The organism is Echinicola marina (assembly GCF_020463795.1).
Taxonomy (GTDB): Bacteria; Bacteroidota; Bacteroidia; order Cytophagales; family Cyclobacteriaceae; genus Echinicola; species Echinicola marina.
Genome location: NZ_CP080025.1, coordinates 4,445,627 through 4,464,336, shown reverse-complemented (window position 1 = coordinate 4,464,336; position 18,710 = coordinate 4,445,627). Strand labels below are relative to the sequence as shown.

Below are 18,710 nucleotides of genomic sequence, written 5' to 3'. Positions count from 1 at the left end.
AACTCTAGTGTCCCGTCTGCTGCCTTAAGTAAGACTCCAGACTCCTTACTCAAGATTCAATACTATAAACTATATTTTTCGTAAGCTCTTTGCATTTTGATATCATATTTATTTTGGGCATAACCCGGTCCGTTATAGCCTCTGGCAAATTTGGCCCAGTTTTTTTCTTTTAAGTATTTGATCAAATTATTGACCGCTAAGAATTTCCCAAAGGCTTTTAAATGCTCTCTTTCATGTAATTGCATTTTAGCTACAAAATCATCTATGGAGGAATAACCTAAGCTATCGCAGTGGTAGCCCATTATTTGAAATGCGCCCCAGGAAGCGGATTTATAAGCTGCCTCCTTAAAGCCGGGATTATGGTTGATTTCAGCTGCTTTTTGTAGTCTTAGGTATTCGCCTGCACCACCCTTATAATGGCTTCTGGTCCATTTGGAGTATAAAACATCCTTGGTTTCCTCATTGGCATAATTGCCTGGGTCTATGCCCAACTTCTTTAGCTGTCTCCAGAAAACATGTCCTTCAAACAAAATTTTAGCCCTTCCGTCTGGTAAAAAGCCCTTTCCGCTGCTTTCTACCTCGTTCACAGCTTTTACTGCTGCCAGTTCGAGATCATATTCTATGGCAAAGTTGATCAAGTCCTGTTCGGACAATAATTTGCTGTGCTGACCCAAAACAGTTGGGTTTTTGGCTAATATTTTTGTCCAGGTTTTTATGCCAACAATTCCGTCAACGACCAAATCATTTTTCTTTTGAAAGTCCATGACGGCTTCATGGGTTTTCATATCGAAATAATTGGAAACAATAATATCATATCCCAGACCTGATAAAATTTCCTCTAAATATTGGACTTCAGGTCCTCTAGAACGGTATCTTAGGGTTTGCATAAGGTTAGGATGTTTGGTTCTCCACTAGGTTTTTATAATGCTGGGCTTTTCTATTTTCTGGCTGGATTTCCAGCGCTTTTTCAAAAAGCTTTAGGGCCTCTTCATACTGATGAAGACTACAAAAAATAATGCCCTTTTCGGTTAAAATTTGAGCGTTTTCAGGGTTCAATTTCAGAAGGAGGTTGATATGCTTTAAACCCTCATCCATATTGCCCGTTGCTAAATAGTTTATAGCCAAATAATACCTGTAATCTGGATGATCAGGGAAATCTGCCAAGGATTTTTTGAGGGCTTTTTCAGCTAAACCATGATTTCTTAATTGGAATTCACATCTTCCAATTTGAAACCAAAGTGCAGCTGAATCACTATTATTTCCTTGCTGGTAAAGTATATTTAAAGCTTTGTCAAATTCCTTTTTCAAAATCAGGGTTTTCGCTAGCTCAATAAGGTGACTTTCCTGCGGGTTAATATTCAGCAGGGCTTCCCAATATTTCTCAGCATCATCCAGATTACCCTCATAACTGGCCAATTTTGCCAAGGACAGCCAAGCATTGGCATGCTTTGGATCTAAATCAACTGCTTCCATGTATCTTTTACGTGCTGCTTCATTTTTGCCCATCATGGCCAGTGAATTCCCAGCATTGATTATAAAATTAGGCTTCTTTTCCTGGTCAAGGGCCAATTCAAAAAACTCCAGGGCTTTTTCAAAATTTTGCTGTTGATGGTGGTATAGCCCAAGGTTGTTTAGCAGTGATGCATTATTGGGATCTAGCTCAAAAGCAGCTTCATAGCAGTCCATCGCCTGCTCAAATTCTTGGTGGAGAAAATGCTTTACTCCCTGATTATTGAGTGATATAGCGTTATCCTTTTCCATAATCATAATTTAATCAAATAAATCGTTTTTAACATCTCTGGCTAATCCTTTGGCCATATCGATCACATCCAAATCCGGATAAATCACTTCGATATCATCAAAGGACATATCAAATGGTTCTCCCTCCCTGTAATGGACAGGGAAAACGACTCCAAACTGTATACCCGGTCCCCATTCATAAGAGGCAAGATTATGCCTCCATGTTTCGGAAACTGAAAACCAACCGATACCTAAGCTGGCTCTTGCAAAAGCATTAATGTCAAAGGTGAATTTCGGATTGACGGTGATCCTGCCTTCCGCATCCAATGCCAGACCCGTTTGAGGGCTCCAGTTAACATCCACCTCCGCTGCTGCCTCACCTTCCAGTCCCAAGGTTCCTGCCAACTCAATACCACCACTAAGGCTGGCAATGGCCACACTGACCCCTAAACTTAAATCCCCTCTAAGGGTCAAACCAGCATCTGCAGGGATAGCAAATTCCCCATGGCCTGCTATAGTAGTTTCCTCTTCTCTTTCTGGATTATAGGTGATTTCTGCATATAGGTTTCTTAATTCCCCAGGGCCAAAACCTGCAGTAAAGTCCAAGCCACCACCTATTTGGGCTACCAAGCCTAGACTTCTTGGTCCCAATGGAATGGCGAATAGAGGGATTTCTATGGTAGGAACACTGAAGAGGTTTCTATTGATTTCCCTTCTTCTGAATACTTCATAACTATCTGAAGAGAGCCTGGCAGTGACTTCAATTTCACCTTCATGAGTAAAATTCACCCCTGCAGTGGCTGCCAGCCAAGGAGTGAGTTGTAAGGTCAGGCTGCCTCCACCATATACCCGCATGGTATCATCGGGTTCTCCGGTGGGCTCCCCGTCATCACCAATGGCCCTATTGGTAGCTCCTACATTCACGGTTCCGCTGAGCATGCCACGACTGTAGGAAGCCGATCCTTCAATGGTCAAGGCCCCATTTTCATAGGTAACGCTCAGGGAAGTCGTAATGCCTGGTATATCCGGTTGGGCAGTTCCTGAAACAAAAATATCATACTCCTCTGCCCCTGCTTCCTTGGAAATACGGGCTTCCACATTACCTCCAGTAATGCCAGGAATATCTGAGCTCAAATCAAAATTACCGCCAATGGAAAAACCTTCTTCACCATATTCCACGGTCATTGACCCACGTTCAATCCCAGGAATGTCCAGTTCTGCCTCACCTGTTGCGGTGAAATTGTTTTCACTATAGGATGCGTTAATGGTGGCACTTTTGACTCCTCTTACCTTCCCTTCAGGAATGCCTATTTCACCACCAATGGTCCAAATATTGTCCTTATATACTACATTGATCTCTGCAGGATCAAATAGCTCCGAATCAAAGTTAAAGGCACCTTCCAATTCAAATCCGCCAGAAGTAGAAGCAGCCGCACCAATATGTCCCTCCCCGACTTGATCAATACCAAAGTTGACCTGACCTTCTATGCCAATTCCTCTTTCAGTAGATACAAATAATGATAAACTAGAATCAGATATTTCGAATGGACGGGGGAAATTGAAACTGCCAATATCAAAAGTCTTGCTTATTTCTATATCTCCAGCTCTAATACTTAAGTCCAAATCAGTACCTTCAATTAAAGAAAGTGTAGGGTGTACTTTACCTGTAATTTCAGGGCCATTATTACCATAAAAATTTGCTCCAGTAAAAGTAACAGGACTAAATTTTTTGATATTAAAGGCTCGGTTTGAATATTGCTGGAGAAAAAATTTATTTACATCTAAATAACCAGCAAAACGAGAACCTCTGTATCTATTAATAGTCAGAGGTGTTGAATCTACAGCATTAGCTACTTCATTTTCTTTTAACTCGAGGTGAAAATCACCTAAGGTGTCGGTATTTTCACTGCCTTGTGTTGTATTAAATGTCTTGGATGTAATTACCCAAGGGTTAAGCCATAATTTTTCATTTTGTATTAAAGAAGTATTATTGTTGAATTGCTTTCCAACACCACCGTTAGTAAATGGAAAAATAAAAACTTTAGATTCATCTCCTAACGAATCAATAGACTCCAAACTAATGTCGTTTGTGGATTGTAGGTGTTCACCTGAATATATTTGATCATAATCCCAGTGACTTGGGTTGGCGTCAGCTCTTGATGTGGGATCGTTAACAGCATTATTGAATCTTAAATTCCAATGTTGTTTTACGACTGTGGCATTTTTCAAATTAGATCTTGGTCCGGATGGATTTTCTTTTTCATGATTACCTATTTTCCCAGCTATCATACTGATAGTGTTATTGATTGAAAAACCATAGGCTCTATTGGAATCCTCATTCAATAGATTTAAGTTATTCACTTCATTTTGACCTCCTAGTTGTAATTCCTGTTTATGATCTATTTGGAACCACCGTCGACTACCATTGCTTCGCCAAGAAGGAAGAGCAAGCTCTTCTTTGATGGCTTCAGGTTGGCCTATAATTCTTCTATATTGATTACCTTGTCCCCCTGGAACTTTAAATACATAAATTTTGCTATCTCTGATATCTTCTCTAAACTGAGTTCTTACATTTGATTCAACAAAGTCAACTATTGCTGAAGAAGATTTTAAATTATTTGTCCAAAGTGATCTTTGACTATTGTTTTCTTCGTTAGATTCTCTTCTATAATTTTTAGGTCTTGAAAAGGGGCGTTGACGATTATGAATAGGAACTTTATATGCCCCCATAGGAAATTTATCAATTACTATTGTATCGCTATTTGATATAATGACCTCAAGATTTAAACCTCTTACATCATTTATAGTGAAAGTGTCTGGGCTGAATGAAGATTCCTCTTCCCCATCCTTCTGCACCATCTTTCCCTGTACCGAAGAACTGCTTCCTTGCTGTATAGTGTGGGTAAGCTCGTGGGCAAGCAGGTGCTGACCAGAGGTACTTCCCGGATCATATTTTCCTTCATTGAAATAGATATCATTGCCATGGGTGAAGGCCTGTGCACCGAGGTCCCTGCTCATTTGAACTGCTGAACTGTCCGTATGGACCTTGACATCACTGAAATCAGCCCCAAATCCACTTTCCATATTGGATTGGGTATGGGCATCCATGGAACTTCCTCCTGTACCGGATTTAATTTGGCTTTCGAGTCCTGGGGAAATGGAATTACTCTGGTCTGATTTGGCTTGCACATTACCTTCAGCATTGTCATCCTCTCCTTCATCACTTGCTTCTATGCTTTTTTGCACTTCCTCTTCTTCTTGCTTTTGGAGCTCTTCTTCCTCTTCTTTCTCCTGGACTTGCTCTTCTTCTACCTGAGCTTGTACAACTGGTGTTACTGTTTCTGCAAGGGGCTTTCCTTGGACTTCAGCCTCTGCTGTTTCCTTTGTTTGAACTTCTTCCTCTTGTTGTGTTTGTATAGCGGTGTCTGCAGCATGGTTTGCTGAAGGATCATTGATACCTTCAACGACTTGATCGGCCATTTGATCTGCTTCCAACTCATACTTGTCCCCTGCTTGACCCATGTTCAATTTAGCCTGAAAGAAGCTATCAGCTTGGCTTTGGGCAGCTTTTCCTTTGCTGGAATAGGTTTTTGAGTTAAAAGATTTCATTGGCAAAATTTGGCTCTAATGGTACATGCTAAAAAGTTTGTTGCTAACTAATTGCCCAATTTCATTAGATCGATGAAATTGAATACATTGATCTTGTTGAGCTCGTTATTATTGAGGTTTTTTCTGACTTTATCCAATTGCTCAGGATTGGTTTTTACCAGTTTTTTATCTGCATCGGCCATGGAATAACTTGGATGGCCTCCTCCTCTCCACATCATATTATCCTTATTTTGAAGATGATGTATTTCTTTGATCAGCTTACCTATCATTCCAGATTCGTCACTTTTTTCCATTAAGTGCTTCAATCCGGCTGTATGTCCAACCTCATGAGGAATGGTGTTTTTATCGGATCCTGAAATCATTCCTGGAGTATGTTTCTCATTTAAGTAAACTATGGTGCCGTAAAATGGTCCCCTACCATAAGTGCCGTTTACCTTGGGATGGCTATCGTCTAGCACAACTATCAAATGCTCAGACATAAAATTGAGGTCGGTAAGTTGATTGATCACCCTGACATTGGCAGTGGTGCTGACATCATATACTACGTCAATACCAAAAATGCTTTTTCTTAATTTCCCTTTAAAGCTATTTTCAATTTGGCTTTTGGCAGCACTGGCCAAACCTGCGGTGTTAAGGGCTGCATTTGCACTTTTATTAAGTACAGCTCCTTCAAATTTCAATTTTAGATCTGCTTTGATGGTTTTGCCATCATAGGATTTATAGTTTTCATTCTTGCTCCAGTTTCTTTGCACTTTCTTTTGTACCATGCCTTTTTGCTGTACGGTGTGTGTGAGTTCATGGGCCAAAAGCTGTTTGCCTTTATGCGATTCAGGACTGTATTTTCCGGAATTAAAATAGATATCATTCCCATGGGTGAATGCTTGGGCACCTATGGCTTTATTCATATGATTTGCCCGTTCATCGGTATGGATCCTAATATGACTGAAATCTGCACCAAATCCTGTTTCCATTTCATTTTTGATACCTGCATCCATTTGTCTGCCAGAACCCTTACTTTGATTGAGGCTAGGTTCAATATGATTGGCACCTTGTTGCTTGCTGGAAGTAGTCTCAGCTTTAGCCTGCGCGGCTTCCTCTTCTTCCTGGGATTGGACAGCTTCTTCCTCCTCAGATTTCGTTTGCATGGCTTCTTCCTCTTCCTCGGCTTTTTGAAGCGGCTCTTCTTGTTCCTCTTCACCGAATTTGCTTTGAACGGGTTCTTGCTCTTCTTTTAAATCTTGTTTTTGTACCATACTAATCGATGATGCCAAAGGTTTTTGCTGTAATTCTTCCTCCGTTCCTTTTTGTTGTATAGGGTCGTTTTTAGCAGAAGTATTGTTGACAACTTGATCTGCTATGGCATCTGCTTCTTGCTCATATTTATCGCCCGGTTTGCCCATTTCTAGTTTGGCTTGCACGCCAAAAAAATCTTTTTGGCCTTCTTCCTTTTTATTGATTAGCCCTTGGTTGGATTGCCCTGGTTTATTCCTTTTTTTTAATTCTCTCATAGCCCTTACCATTCAATGAATAATAATCCTCTTTTCCATGGAAACTTTGCCATTCCGATACTCCAAGGCAATTTTTCCAATAATATATCTTGGGTTTTTCTCTCAATGATCAGTTTTGAATGCTTTCCTCGAGTATCCAGCTTACCTTTTCTACATAGAAATTCTGCCCTCAAAGTATCCAGCCCTGTACCTTTTAATGCTTTCCAATGATTAATTACAGCGTTCAATAATTCATCCGCATGATCTTTTAATTCATTCGATAATACAATCTCTCTGCTTACGATATGGTCTTTAGGAACTCCACAGCAATATTTTTCAAATATTAAATCATGGTCAAATGCCAGTTCTTCCTTGGTGGCCAAGTAATGTAATAAATGAACTGCCCTATCTTGATCTATAAATTCATTTTGCTGGTTGATTAACTTACAGTTGGTGAAAAGTTCCTTGAAGAATGGATGCAAAAGGATCAAGCCTGCCTGGTCCATATGGAATTCCTTATCGGCAAATTTGTCATCCAATAAATGATCTTCTTCCTGAGGCAAAGTACCTTTGCTTTTTTTCTTAAGATCAGCATCAGCACTACTTTCTTGAGTGCTTGATTTTTTTAGCTTTTCAGCTTTGTTTCCTCTTTCTTTTTTAAGGACTGACTGAATGAAAGATTCAGGTTTATCGATGGCATCTGATAATTCGCTATACCAAGTGGATTTGCTTATTTCCTTATAGCCAAATTTTTCGAAAGCGACCTTAAAGCTGGTTTGATAGATGATAAGCAGCTTTTTCTGTTCAGCAGTCACAATGCTTTTTATGGCATGGATTGATTTTGTAAAAGAAGACTCTATTTCTGATTCGGTCCTTTCAGAAAGCAACAATCTCCAAATATCATCCATAATCAATGATTTCAATGGACTAGATATATCTTTTGGCCACTGCGATAATACATCTTGACCCTTAGTCAATATTGGTGATTTTGAATAATATGCAGAAAGGATATATTTGATTTGCTGGTAATTGAATTGCTTTAAAAACCTTCTTCTTAAATCAACTTCTCTTCCACTTCTTTCCAGTAATTTGTGAAATTTTGGATGAAAGAGAATAGGCTTTACACGGTTAGTATCAGACCAATCACTAAATAGCTCTATTTTTTCCTGAGCACTTAGCCACCAAGGCTTTTCACCTGTTTCCAGTATCTGTATGATACTTTTTATTTCTCTATCTAGACTTGATAAGCCTAAATGATTATCCTTTGATAAACTATCAAGTTCAAGGCTAGCTTTCGAAATCGATTTGGCTTGGCTGACTTTATTTTCTAGTTGCTGAAATTGTTGTTCCAATTGTTCCTTCAGCTGTGATAGCAGATGGTCTTTGGCCAACTGGTCCATAGATGCCTTGGAGCTTTCAAACACCTTTGAGGAACTATTTATATTTATTTCTAAATTCGGAATTTGATAGTGGGCATTTTCTATGGTTCTATCCATTTGATCCAGATAGCGCTCCAACAAAGGCAATAATTCAGACTTTAACCATTCCGCCAAATTGTTTTTGAGCATTTGGCTTCTTTCAGGACTTGCCTCAAGTACCTCGCAATAGATTTTATGGATAATATGTGATGCCTTGTTTTCCAATTAAGCGATCAATTGAGATTGTTCTTTAATAGCGGCCTGTATATAGTCCACTCCATCAAATTCCACAATTAAGTTTTTATAGTAAGTCTGCATGCTTTTATCAGCATCCCAAATCACTTTAAATTCAACCAGTCGTTTCATCATTGAAGTCATTACTTGAAGAATTTGCGAAAATTCAGCTTTAAATTCATCATAATTGCTTCTATCTTGACACTTGATAAGGGTATAGAATAATTGAATATAAAATTCGAACAGTTCTTTGGCAGGGGCCATTCCAGGACCATTTCCACTATTCATTTCTACCATATAGTCCGTTAAGGCTTGAATTTGAGGTAATAGTATTTTTTCTAATTGTCCATTTTGCTTACCAGAAACAAAATTCGGGGCATCCTTTGCAATCAAGTTTATGGTATCTATGGCATCGGTGATAATGCCTTTGCCCCAATCATCTACTTTTTTGAATTCTTCCGTTTGTAAAAAGGCACTAAACCTTTCCGCTCCAGATTGGATAAACCTAGTTCCTTCTTCCATACAGTTTCCTGATCCTTCATTAAGATCAATCGTTATGGTTTCACTACTTGCTTGCTTACAGGCATTATCCAATTCTACCATTACCCTTACCGATATGCTATCCAGTTCAGCAGGAAGCTCTTGCTTCATGCCCGTAGCCGTCGTTGGGTCCAAGGCTTTATTGTCCAAGAACCAATGGTATTGGGTCCCCGTTGGGAATGGTGTATCTACTTTAAGTGACAGCAGTTTGTTACCAGAGGCAGGGTCAACATCTATTGTATAACTAAAGTTAATGGTAGGTCTTTCATATACCCTTACAGTTAAATCTGTGGCTTGACCATTCACTTTAAAATTCAAATCTTTGCCTAAATTGATGTCACTGACTAATAGAGGGTTAAATACATAACCATTGGCTGTGTTTTGAACCCCTTCCCCACTGACTATACCATTTTCTGGAACTACCGTAAATGGAATGGGGCTTACTTGAGCATCTCTACATATCTCTCTTGGCTTAAGGTCCAAGTCAACCTCTTCTACTGCTTCTTCAAAAATGATTTCTCCGCTTACTGTAGCTGGACAAGCGCCATTTTTAGGTGTAATAGTGAGGCTAACGGTCACCTTGTTTTCATCGTTGACTGGCAACTGATAACTTACTTGTGGGCTCTTTTCTGTAGACTGTCTGTCATCACCAAAATCCCAAGAATATTCCGCATCCTCAAAAACAGGAGAGGCGGAAAGCAATAAGTTAGGATCAGTGACAGGATGAGCAGGTAAGTTCAAAGCAAATACAGGGCTTTGGAAAACCCTAATTTCTGCTGTAGTAGGTTCATCATTTACCGTAAAATTGATCGCTTGACCTAAGTGATCAACAGGAAATAGACTAGCATCAATACTAATTGCATCTTCACCAACGATAACACCAGAAATTTCATCTACAACTTTGATAGTGCCTCCCACAGGGATCACCTCAAATCCAATAGGAGCTTGCTCCAAGCCTAGACAGTAGGTGTCTTCACTTAGGTTCAGATATACTACTGGACGTGGAACTACGAAATTGATTGGTGTACAATCAGAGCAACATCTATATGGCAGCATAAAATCAGCCATTACAGTACCATCTTTTAGGCTACTTTTTAATTGACCTTTGCTCGGCAATGCAATATTGGATATGCTTGTCTCTCCAGCTAATGCTTTTTTTAGGGTGGCTAAATCATCTTCTAATTTGGTGGGATCCTTGAATAGTTCATATTTTTCAGCGATACTATTATAATCAGACTTTTCATAAATAGCCTCCTTATATCCGCCCCATTTTTCCATGATGCTCAGACCGGATATTGCTTTTTCTACTTTCCTAGGTTCCCTGCTATAATAAACCATAACAAATGTCCCACCTTTTGATACTCCAGCTTGATGATCCAATCCAGGATGATGTTCAAAAAAATTACTCAATTGAAGACCTTCCAAAATGGTTTGCTTTCTTGAATCGATCTCGGCTTGCAAGATTTTCAATTTATTGGCAGCACAACAAATGGATGAATAGAAAAGGGCTTGTGACTGATAGTAGGACTTTAATCGATCACTTATATCCAATTTATCAAGGCTTTTGCTAAACTCTACTAACTTCTTACACAAACTTTCAATGGAAGCTTCATATTGGTCAATATAGAAATCATCCAATTCAAAAAGACGCTCAGGGATATAATTCGATATATCATATGAGGCAGCGATTATCTCTATGGGTTTATCGATAAAGGCCATTTTATAGTCTTCTGAAATCTCTATATCCTTGATATAATTTACTGCTTCTTTCTCTGCAGCTACCTTGATATCATTATAGCTGTAATAAGGATTATCCTCTTTTTTGATGGTGCTGTCAAAGACAATACCTAGACTTTCTGAATCTGAACTGATATTTTTGGTTATACTTTCCTGAATACTTGACCGTGATTCAGTTTTATAATCCTTTGTGGCTTCAAACAAATATGGATAGAGCCTTTGGGCTTCTGCCAGCGATATTTTACCATTATTGATCAAAACTGCCACGTCCTCTATGGTCACAGATTTAGGTTCATAAGCCTTATATAAAGGCTCAGCCATTTCTACTTTTGGACTTACTGTCTCGGCACTTTCCACATTGCTGGCCTCTAAAAGCTTTTTGATATCTAAAGAAGAAAAGAATTGACTGATTTTGCCTGTTATACAGCTGATCTCATCATTCCAAGCTTCCATCAATAACATCAAATCTTCAAAATGACATTTATAGTCTTCCATTTTGATACTGTCCAGTACCTGATTAATAGAGAGTGCCTTGACGTCAAAATCTAAATTATATTCTTTAACCTTGTCCATTATTTTGATCAACGCTTGGTCGTAGGATTTACCTTGATGTCCTTCAATTCTATAAAAATCAACCTCATTGGAGTCATATTCCAAAGGCTCTATGGGGTCATTGGTTTGTGGATCTATTGCTCTTTTGAAGCGAGGTATTTCATCAGTCCTTCCCCTTTTGGTTTTATCGAAATTCCAATGATCAATAAGGTTATTACTATTCTTATAGTAAAATGGTATAGCTTTATCTCCTAGATTTCCTTTAAATACTGATGGTGTAATGGAAATGTCAACTTTTGGTGTTTGGAAGGTAAAAAGCATTAATTTCATCCGTTCCAATAGACTGTTTAGCCTGGAGGTTACTGAAGTGTCCCCTGTAATGGGAGATTTATAAAACCCATGTCTAAAATCATTAATATCGTCTTTGGTGATGACCTTCCCAAGCATAAGATGTTTTGGAAAAGCATCTATATCTGGTAGGCATGTGGCATTGAGTGTATAAAGGATTTCCACAATCTCATGATAGGTGTTGATGATATCTCTTAGCCAGTCATATTGATATTGGAAATTGTTAACATAACTTGGATTGGGCTTGGTTAAGAATAGTTTTACCCTTTGGGAAATATTGCTGGGCAATCCAAGAAAATTGGAAAGCGCGCTTAGTCCATCATTTAAACCCTCAATATCAGTAGCCATGATAGCCTTATAATAGCTATCTTCAAGTTTTTGTAGGTCTTTGGTATTTGCTTGGGATAATAATACCCTTTTTAGTTTAATGTGTTTTAAAGAGCGATAAAGACTTTTGATGTCCAGCCTTTGATAGACTCCGTCATTGTCCATTAAATGCTTGGCACCCTCTTCATCTGTCAATAGCACATGCAGTCTAGCTACCTGCTCTACCCCTTGATTGTCACAATTGATACCACTACACATGTCTGCTTCCAGTGGGTAGGTTTCTAAATAAAGCAAGGCAATTTTATCTGCCATGTTTTCCATGCTGGAAAGGGCTTGATCTGTCTCAGTTACTTGTTCAGGGGGAACTAGTTTCCAAAGGTTAATTTTAGCTTCTCCTTGCTTAAATTTTTCATAATGGCTGTTTTTATCTTCAAACACCCTGAAATGGGTATAGTTAACATGATCGTCCACCATTTTAAAGCCTGAAATAGCTGGATCATCGTATTCCTGAAGTAATTTAAGCAAGTCTCCATCCGTAGTTACTCCAATGCCTTGTGTAACTTGGACAATACCGCTAGTCGGCCGACTTACTTTAAATCCACAAACTATTCCAACACCATTTAAAAATACACGAGTCAACCTATCTTGGTCCTCAAAAAATGATATGGATTCATTTAATTGGGTATGTGTTAATACCTGATCTACTTTATAAGTATGGTATTGAGTGGTTATGATACTTAATTTATTAGCCATGACGGTATGGATTAAAGTGTTCCCAGATTCGTTTTTCCTAAAATTAATTTTCCATCAAGATCTTCCTCCTCATCCTCACAATCGTAAAGTCTACCTGTAGGGTAAATGGTATGAAGTCCCGTTAGAGAACTAGTCATTTCGTTCAATACTTTATTGTATTTGTTCATTGATGCGATACTTCCGCTTCTCTTGTGGATATCGGTTAATTCAAAGAGATAGGATTTATAGGCTTTCTCGAAGTTAACCAATTGGTTTTCTTTAAAAATTGGGCTTTCAGGATTTTCTACATCTTCTTGTGGTAGTTCCGGTTCTTCGCCCTTTCTATATCCTATCCAACATATTTTTGCTACGATATGAGCAGGGAGTTCCTCTCTGATAAGGTTCTCCAAGTAATTTCTAAAGTCTTTATTGGCAAAGCGATAGGTAAAGCCTGGAAGGATAACGCTTAGCCTAAATGAAAATGGATCGATCATTTTACAAGAGTCATAATCGTCCGAGCAAAAAGGAAGGAAATTTCCAAGGACATAATCTTTGTCCGCGTCTTCCTGAGTTTTCTTGTATTGCGCATCCAGTGGATTGGGTCTTAAAAGGATGTGTTCCACTAGATAAATCCCTTCTTCAGTAAAAGTGTGCTTTATATAATCCAATAATGATAATGCAGCATTGATCGCCTCGTCTCTATGGGGATAGAATGTATATTGTTTGGCAATGATGAAATCAGGGCTTGAATGGGATTCAATTTCTGTATTAACAATGTCGAAGCTGAATTTTTCGGATGTTGCCGCTTTATGGAATTGGAAACTTCCCGCTAAGTATTCATTGGCCACTGCTGCTGCTTTCAACTTTTCCAGTTCTTTACTGGAAGTCTCCAAAATTTTGAGAATGGCAAAGTACATTTCGCTCCCAGCAACATTATAAGAAGGATATGATGTCGTGGCCGATAGAAGTATATTACCTTCTTCACTTCGCAATCTCCAACGGTAAAGCCAATCACCGTCTACCTGTTCATATCTGTATATTTCCACTGCCGAGTCAGCAAGGTTTCGCCTGCTGTAGTCTTTTATGCCGACTAATTTTGCTATTCTTCTTTGGGCACCAGAGACATTGTCTGTATTCCAAAGGTCCTTTTTTTCCTTGTCGTAATAATCGAACGCTTCTCCCCTTTCCTTGCTTATTTCTCTGTATTCCCTGAGAAAACGTTGCTTGTCCTGTAATACCACTTCATCCGTACTGGCTCCATAAAGGAACTTCATCAAGAAGGCATAATTCCCAAAATTTTCAGCAAATCGGGCAATCAAATGATCCATCAACTTATTCCTACGCTCAACTGTATCATCCAAAATCCCCATTAGGTTTTCTGTTAACTCAGTATCATTATCAAGTGCATTAGGGTCTTTGAATAGTTTTTCTGCATCTTTGATATCTTTCACGGCCTTGGTGAAATAGGTGATACTCGGCCCTTGGTCAAGTGAAAGCAGCTCCTTTATTTTTTCTAAATGCTTAAAATAGGAGGCTAGGATTTGGTCGAAAAACAGTAAATAACCTTTTAATTGTCTTGCTAGGACTGCTCTTTTCTCTCCTAAATTTTGAGGTAATCCTTTATCACTTAATCCATAAGTTTCAGGAAAATCATGTTGGATGGAGCTATAGGCTCCCCAGTTGGCAAAAGTTCCTTTTGGGATTTCAGGTTCAAGGTGTTCTTTAGCTTTATCATCATGATCAGCACGTGATTGGAGGATTTTTTCTTTATAGCTGGCAACCCTGGCTTTATTGATATTGATGGGTAAGACACCTTTGAAATAGTTAATGGTGGTCTTCTTACAAAGTTTTGGTTTTTTGCCCTCAGGGATACAAATGACCCATTTGTTGGGATCAGTACCATCTTTTTCGTCACAATTACCTAAGGTGATATCCTTAACCACTTTCACACCTGGAATACCCATGATAATATTGATGATATCGGAAAGTCGCACTTCTTTTCGAAGTCCAGAGGCTTTTAGCTCCTTGGTATCTATAAAACCATTTTCCAAAAATGGCCCTTCAAAGATTTCATCCATAGGATAGCCTTTGTCTATCATTTCCTTAAGCGAGTAATGGCGTGGTGATGGGGCCATATAATCCTCCAATGCTACAATTATCTGTGCATGAACCAATTCCTCATCTGCTTCGGGATTTACTTCCACATTTGCACAGACAGACACTGGTTCGGAGGGTACTTTTTCAACTTTAACCAGGTCCTCACAAAGGTTCCTGTGTGCATGAAAGCGTTGAAATATTTGTTCTTTTAAATCCTCCGGAAGCTCTTTTTGAGCATCATCTGTTTCTACCAGGATACTATAGAGTCCTTTAAGATCAAATTTTGCCTTTTGATTTTCCTTCAAACCCTCCCAAATGACCTTTTCATAAGCTAATTTTTGGTTTTTCAGGTCTGCAAAGACGGTTACCTTTTCTTTCTTGATCCAACAGTTTTTAACCCCTTTGATGTCAATAAATAGTTTTCTTAGATCTAGTTCTGTGGTAGGTGCAGAGGGCAAAATATCAGCTACTTTATAAAATTGTCCTTCAATTCCATTGTCCTTTTGGGCTACAAGATCTTCTATGGGCAAATTGATACGGTTTCCTAAATCAGTGATGGCATAGCAAAGTACCTCAAGCATGGTAATGCCCGGGTCATGTGTATTATAATCGGTCCAGATTTGGCTTCCCAATTCTCGGATATGTCTGATTCCTTCTTCCCGCAGAAAGTGAAAGTCAAGATCATCCTTTGAGGAGGTGTCTCTGGCTATACTTTTATGATTGCTTAATGTTGACATTCTTCGTGGGAGTTTGCAGGTTCATTTTTACAGGTGACGGTAATGGGGTTCACTTCATGTTCTTTGGATGAAACCAAAATGGATTTTGGATTACTGGGCCGGATAAAGTCCTTTTCCAAGACCTCTTCGAATTTTGGTTCGCAAGGTGCAGAATCTGGTTGACGCTTCATTAAAACTAAGTTTTCCAGATAATCTACATAAGCGAGTTCCTCCAAATAATGGATCAGTTGGCTTTTGTGTAAAGTGACGCCAAATTCAACCGTAACTTTTTGATCATATGCCCAAGGGGAAAGAAAGCGCTTTATATCCTCTTTTATCTGACCTAAATAATAGCTAGCATCCAATCCCTCTTTGAATTTTACCTTAACACTGACTTTTACTTCCTCATAGTTGGGATTGATTACTTTGGCTTTTACATGAAAAGTATTTAGCTCATTGACAAATGTTCCAACTTCATTTAAAGTCGCTTGACTTACCCTAGGTTGGTAGATATCGAAGACAGCTTGCTGAACAGTATCAGGAACTAGAATAATGGTCACATTTCCAGGGGATTGAAAGGATGAAGAACAGGTGTGGTTGAGGCATTTTACCTTATAGACCTTTGGAAACTTTTGTAAAATTAAATGCTCATAATCCCAGAGTGTTATGGCCCTGTTTTTATGTCTTAGTCTTTCGCTTACCCTTCTATAATAGGCAGCGTCTGATTCTTTGTCCTTGCCGCCTGTGGAGGGATAAGGTTGCTGTATTGATTTTACCCAACTTAATCTTTCCTGTAATTTGCTAATGGTTTTTTCAGGAAGCCCTTTGTCTAGATGATCTCCAGAATTGTCTTGGTTTTCAAATACAGCCTCGACTGCCTGTGCTTTTATATCAATCAATTGACATACAATGTCAAAGGGCTTGGCCATCGTAGCTTTAATCCAATGAAAGCCTGTTGGAAGGACCGTATTGTCCTTGGTAGCTGATTTGGGAACAGAAAACTGGAATACCCCAGATTGAAGAAAGCGGGGACTTTGATTTTTGATGATTTCACCGGTCTCAAAATTTTCCCATTGATTATTTTTCAGGTATTTCCAATTGATTTTTTGGTCTCCCGTAAATATGTCTTTGATACTAGGGTTTTCGCTACCTTCTAGAAACTGGAAATGTAAAGTTATTTGTTGAAGGTTTTTTGCATTTTCCAGCCCAATATAAAGTTCTCCTCCTTGGCAGTATTCAGGTACTAAATCGAGCTCCTGATCAGTCTGGCCAGGAGAAAATACTTGATGGAATCCAAAAGGGGATTCGTGTATTAATGTGATATTATTTTCTGAAGACAAAGATCCAAAATTGATGGTTTCGCTTGCTTCATAGTCCAGAACTAAATTTTCTGCTAAAGGTGTATAAGGTTCATTGGGGATTTTATCTATAGAGATACTTCGTCTGTTATGGATAGTCGCTACTGTTAGGTAATGCGGATATTTTTCATGTAGAAAAGAGTTATTTAAGGTGATTTTTAGCTCTTTTTTTACCGTGTTTTTCCATTCATTATTGGCTAAATTAAATGTAAAAGTAGAATCATAAATCCCTGAGTTAACATTAAAAAGTTCATTATTATCATTATCATGGGAAGGGGAACTGGAAAAGCTAAAATAATTTAAGCCTTTAATTATGGCGTCAATGTCATTGTTGCTCACTCTTTCTCCATACTGTGAATAATGGCTTACCAGGTCATCAGGGGTATTGAGGTAATCCATCCGAAAATTGAAGCTGTTTATGGGTTTGTCCGCGACTTCAGGATACTTTACAATGAAGGAAGATCCTTTTCCTGGTCTAGGTCCAAAAGGATAAAATGGCTTTTCAGGATTAAGTACACCAAGGTCGTTTTCCAATTGAACTTGCTGTATGCCTGAAACATCAGTAACTATCTGAAGACTTGATAAAGTATTTTTATTGAGTAATCGATATAAATTATAGCCTTCTTTTTGTTCGGTTTTGAATATTACCCTTAATAAGGGATGTTCAACCTGATAGCTTCCTTCATGTAGCTCTGAATTATAAGGTATTACTTTGGGCTGCTTATTTTCCAATTCGAATACCAAAATCATTTTATTGCTATTTGCAGAGATAGCACTTCCCGTAATCAGTTCCATTGGCGCACCGGTAATCCAGCCTTTTTCACCGCTAATTTCTAAAAATAGGGCATTGTTTAGACTGAACTCGTTTGCTGAACTTGAGAGGATGGTATTGGCAAATGTAAATTCCAAGGTTACTTTACGGGTGCCTTCAGACAATCGAAACATATTGCTTGCCAAGGAAAAGCCCAGTCTGACATTGGGGAGTGGAGGCAATTTGGTATTGGCATTACAGATTTTGGTATAGCCAAAAGGCCACCATTTTTCAGCTCCCTTAGGAAAATCAGCCCCCAGACCATCATAGGAATTCACCATTGGAGCCATCACAAAGTTTCCTGTACTTAAATCAGTTTCTAGTGCATTGATATCTTCTCTTGCAATGGAAATTTCATTGTATATGCTTTTGATTTGGGCAACACTGGTTTTGTTTAACACTGTTTCGGAAAGCGAAACATAATTCCTTTTCTTGCCCAAACTGTCTTTTCCCCCGTCCAATAAGGTTCCTTTTTCCAGTTTTTCTTGGCTGGCATTTTTGGCCAATTCAAAAATTAAATAAACATGATCTGCTTGTATTGGTTTTTTGCCTATTTGAAGGACTTTCTGGTAATAATAGTCAAGATGTCTTTTTGTTAAATGGTTAAATCTTTTTTTGCTGAAGTCCAGTAATTTTAGAAAAGAGATAAAAAGTGTAAGATGCGGTGTTAGTTTGCCAGTGAATGCTTGATCTGCCAGAAAATCATCTATCTCAACTTTTAGTTTTTCAATAGTAGCCTCATTTTCCAAATCATTGATCATAGCAGGATTAGAAATGAAATCACTAAAGAATTTTTGCCAATCTCCAGAAGGCTCAAGTGCCAATGAACTTGGGAAAAAGTTGAGTTGCTTGGAAAGATTTAATGCAAAGATTATCCAGTCCTTTTGTTCAAAGTTTTGCAATTGGACACTTTCAGGAGAAAGTTTTGGGTCTTGCAGCTCAGATCTACCAGTGCCGTCTCTTTTAAGTATGTTGACAATATGATTGCAATTTGCGCTCATGCG

General features: G+C 38.6%; 8 protein-coding genes. All 8 read right to left on the bottom strand.

Translation table 11 applies throughout. The features are described from left to right. Positions 1-62: 62 nt before the first annotated feature. The 8 genes from KZP23_RS17980 to KZP23_RS17945 are packed head-to-tail and all read right to left on the bottom strand — an operon-like array spanning position 63 to position 18,707. On the bottom strand, positions 63-887 hold the full coding sequence (locus KZP23_RS17980) for an N-acetylmuramidase domain-containing protein (protein WP_226333168.1): 825 nt from the start codon (positions 885-887) through the stop codon (positions 63-65). Between the two features lie 4 nt (positions 888-891). Next, positions 892-1,761 carry a tetratricopeptide repeat protein gene (locus KZP23_RS17975; RefSeq protein WP_226333167.1) on the bottom strand — a complete coding sequence of 290 codons (870 nt, stop codon included), beginning with the start codon at positions 1,759-1,761 and terminating at the stop codon, positions 892-894. A 9-nt stretch (positions 1,762-1,770) separates the two neighbouring features. Beyond that, positions 1,771-5,349, bottom strand: a complete 3,579-nt coding sequence (locus KZP23_RS17970; RefSeq protein WP_226333166.1) for an eCIS core domain-containing protein — start codon at positions 5,347-5,349, stop codon at positions 1,771-1,773. Positions 5,350-5,396: 47 nt separating this feature from the next. After that, positions 5,397-6,857 (bottom strand): eCIS core domain-containing protein, encoded by a 1,461-nt coding sequence (locus tag KZP23_RS17965; protein ID WP_226333165.1) that lies wholly within the window; start codon positions 6,855-6,857, stop codon positions 5,397-5,399. 5 nt (positions 6,858-6,862) lie between these two features. After that, entirely contained in the window at positions 6,863-8,479 is a 1,617-nt protein-coding gene (locus tag KZP23_RS17960; protein ID WP_226333164.1) for a contractile injection system tape measure protein, read from the bottom strand. Continuing rightward, on the bottom strand, positions 8,480-12,745 hold the full coding sequence (locus KZP23_RS17955) for a hypothetical protein (protein ID WP_226333163.1): 4,266 nt from the start codon (positions 12,743-12,745) through the stop codon (positions 8,480-8,482). A gap of 11 nt (positions 12,746-12,756) precedes the next feature. After that, entirely contained in the window at positions 12,757-15,558 is a 2,802-nt protein-coding gene (locus KZP23_RS17950; protein WP_226333162.1) for a hypothetical protein, read from the bottom strand. Continuing rightward, the gene (locus tag KZP23_RS17945) at positions 15,546-18,707 is read right to left on the bottom strand and encodes a baseplate J/gp47 family protein (RefSeq protein ID WP_226333161.1); all 3,162 of its coding nucleotides are present in this window, start codon (positions 18,705-18,707) and stop codon (positions 15,546-15,548) included. The genes KZP23_RS17950 and KZP23_RS17945 overlap by 13 nt, the downstream gene beginning before the upstream one ends. Positions 18,708-18,710: the final 3 nt, after the last annotated feature.